This is a genomic window from Rhodococcus sp. P3_B8 (genome assembly GCF_056402775.1).
On record NZ_JBFUGT010000482.1, the window covers coordinates 1 to 3,411 of the forward strand.

The following is a 3,411-nucleotide window of genomic DNA, read 5'->3' on the forward strand; positions in this document are numbered from 1 at the left end:
CGCCCGCTGCAGCGGTCCGCACACGGCGCCACCGTGCCGTTCGCGATCGGTGCGGACCTCCACAAGAAGCTGTCCGAGCGCCACCGTGCCGTTCGCGATCGGTGCGGACCTCCACAAGAAGCTGTCCGACCTCGCCCGGGACCACGATTCGACGCTGTTCATGGTCGCGCACGCCGCACTCGCCGTCCTGCTCGGCCGGCTGAGCGGCGAGACGGACCTCGCGGTGGGAACGCCCGTCGCCGGTCGCGGCGACGCGGCACTGGACGAGATGGTCGGCATGTTCGTCAACACCGTGGTGCTGCGGACCCGGGTCGCGCCCGAGAGCTCCTTCACCGACCTGGTGGCGCACGTCCGCGAGACCGACCTCGGGGCATTCGGGCACGCGGAGGTGCCGTTCGACCGGGTGGTGCAGGCGGTCGACCCGGTCCGTTCGACCGCGCACACCCCGCTGTTCCAGGTGCTGCTCGAGTTCCAGAACACCGAGAAGAGCCGCCTCGAACTGCCCGGGCTCATCGTCGAGGTCGTCGACGCCGGTGTCGAGGTCGCCAAATGCGATCTGTGCCTGACCCTGAGTGAGAACGTCGACGAAACCGGCGAACCTGCCGGAATGTCCGCCGCATTCGGTTTCGCCACCGACATCCTGGACGCGAGCACCGTGCGCGGGTTCGCGGACCAGTTCGTCCGCATCCTCGACGCGGTCACGGCGTCGCCCGACCGTCCGATCGGCGACATCGGTGTGGCGGAGTTGGAGTGCTTGACTCCGGTGGTGGGTGGGGTGTCGGTGTCGGAGGTGTCGTTGCCGGAGTTGTTGGCGGCGTCGGTGGTTGCGGATCCGGGTGCGGTGGCGGTGGTGTGTGGGGATCGTCGGTTGACGTATCGGGAGTTGGATGAGGCGTCGAATCGGTTGGCGCGGGTGTTGTTGGGGGCGGGGGTGGGTGCGGAGTCGGTGGTGGCTGTGGCGGTGGCGCGGTCGGTCGAGTCGGTGTTGTCGGTGTGGGCGGTGGCGAAGACGGGGGCGGCGTTTTTGCCGGTGGATCCGCAGTATCCGGTGGGGCGTGTGGAGCACATGCTGACGGATTCGGGTGTGGTGGTGGGGGTGACGGTCTCGGAGGTGCGGGATCGGTTGCCGGGTTCGGTGCGGTGGGTGGTGCTCGATGATGTGGCGGTTGTGTCGCGGTTGTCGTCGGTGTCGGCGGGGGTGGTGACGGATGTGGATCGGGGTGCGCGGGTGCGGGTGGGGCAGGCGGCGTATGTGATTTATACGTCGGGGTCGACGGGTGTGCCGAAGGGTGTGGTGGTGACGCATCGGGGGTTGGCGAATGTGGTGGCTGCGCAGCGTTCGGGTTTCGGGGTGTGTGCGGGTGCTCGGGTGTTGCATTGTGCGTCACCGAGTTTCGATGCGTCGGTGTTCGAGTTGGTGTGGGCGTTGGGGTTGGGTGCGCGGTTGGTGGTGGTTCCGCCGACGGTTTACGGTGGGGAGGAGTTGGCGCGGATTCTGGTGGGGGAGTCGGTGACGCATGCGGTGTTGACGCCGACGGCGTTGTCGTCGGTTGATCCGGTGGGGTTGGGGGCGTTGGGTGCGCTGGTGGTGGCGGGTGAGGCGTGCCCGCCGGAGTTGGTTGCGCGGTGGGCTGCGGGTCGGCGGATGTTCAATGCGTAYGGKCCGACGGAGGCGACGATCATGTCGAATGTCAGTGGTGGGTTGGTGGTGGGGGAGTCGGTGACGGTGGGTGGTCCGGTTCGTGGGTTCGGTGAGTTGGTGTTGGATGGGCGGTTGCGGCCGGTGCCGTTCGGGGCGGCGGGGGAGTTGTATTTGTCGGGTCCGGCGCTGGCGCGGGGGTATCGGAACCGGTCGGGGTTGACGGCGGGGCGGTTCGTTGCGGATCCGTTCGGTGGGCCGGGGGATCGGATGTATCGGACGGGGGATGTGGTGCGGTGGCGGCGTTCGGAGGGTGGGCCGGTGCTCGAGTATGTGGGTCGCTCGGATTTTCAGGTGAAGATTCGTGGTTTCCGCATCGAACTCGGCGAAATCGACGCCGCGCTGACACGGCATCTCCACGTCGGATTCGCCGTGACACTCGGTCGCACCGCCCCGTCCGGGGACACCGTCCTGGTGTCGTACGTCCTGCCGTCCGGTGACGACGAACCCGACGTCGCCGAACTGACCGACCATGTGCGCGGCTTCGTGCCCGCCCACATGGTGCCCGCGACCATCGTCATCCTCGACGAGCTGCCCCTCACTCCAGTGGGCAAGCTGGACCGGCAAGCATTGCCGGCCCCGGATTTCGCGATCGTCCGCACCGTGTTCCGCGCGTCGACCAGTACGGCCGAGCACACCGTGGCAGACGTCTTCGCCGAGGTGCTCGGGCTCGACCGGGCCGGGCTCGACGACAACTTCTTCGACCTGGGCGGAAACTCGCTGAGCGCGACCCGCGCCGTCGCCCGCATCAACTCCGCGCTCGGCATCGCCTTGGGGGTCCGGGAGCTGTTCGAGGCGCCGACGGTGGCGGAACTCGCCGCCCGGGCCGCTACCGCGGATCGCAGCACTGCGGCGCGTCCCGCCCTCACGGCGGCCCCGCGCCCGGACCGGGTGCCGCTGTCCCTCGCACAGCAGCGGATGTGGATCGTCAACCAGGTCGACACGACCTCGCCCGCCTACAACGTTCCGATCGCGCTGCGCCTGACCGGCGAACTCGACATCGATGCTCTGCGCGCCGCGTTCGGCGACGTCGTCGAACGGCACGAGCCGCTCCGCACCGTCTATCCCGGCTCTGCAGACGGGCCGCATCAGGTGGTGCTGCCCGCGGACCGGGTGACCCTCGACCTCACCCCGGTCACCGTGTCCGACGAGGCGGCGCTGCGCAGTGAGCTGGTGCCCCTCGCGTCAGCCGAGTTCAACGTGAGCCGCGACGTCCCGATGCGCATTGCGGTGCTGCAGATCGGTCCGGACGAACACGTGGTGGCTCTCGTGTTGCACCATATCGCGGCGGACGGATCGTCGATGGCGCCGCTCGCTCGCGACGTGATGGTTGCGTACACCGCGCGTACACACGGACGTCCCCCCGGGTGGGCGCCGATGCCGGTGCAGTACGCGGACTTCGCGCTGTGGCAACGCCGCACCCTGGGCAGCGACACCGACCCGGACTCGCTGCTTTCGGCGCAGCTGGACTACTGGCGCCGGACCCTCGACGGGATGCCCGAGCTGCTCGAGCTGCCGACCGACCGGCGGCGCCCGCTGCAGCGGTCCGCACACGGCGCCACCGTGCCGTTCGCGATCGGTGCGGACCTCCACAAGAAGCTGTCCGACCTCGCCCGGGACCACGATTCGACGCTGTTCATGGTCGCGCACGCCGCACTCGCCGTCCTGCTCGGCCGGCTGAGCGGCGAGACGGACCTCGCGGTGGGAACGCC

At 69.2% G+C, this 3,411-nt stretch carries 1 protein-coding gene; it reads left to right on the forward strand.

What is annotated here, in order from left to right:
- Window positions 1-85: 85 nt before the first annotated feature.
- Window positions 86-3,411, forward strand: a 3,326-nt coding sequence (locus tag AC1D1G_RS43275) for an amino acid adenylation domain-containing protein (protein ID WP_477956714.1), incomplete at its 3' end; no start/stop codon positions are given.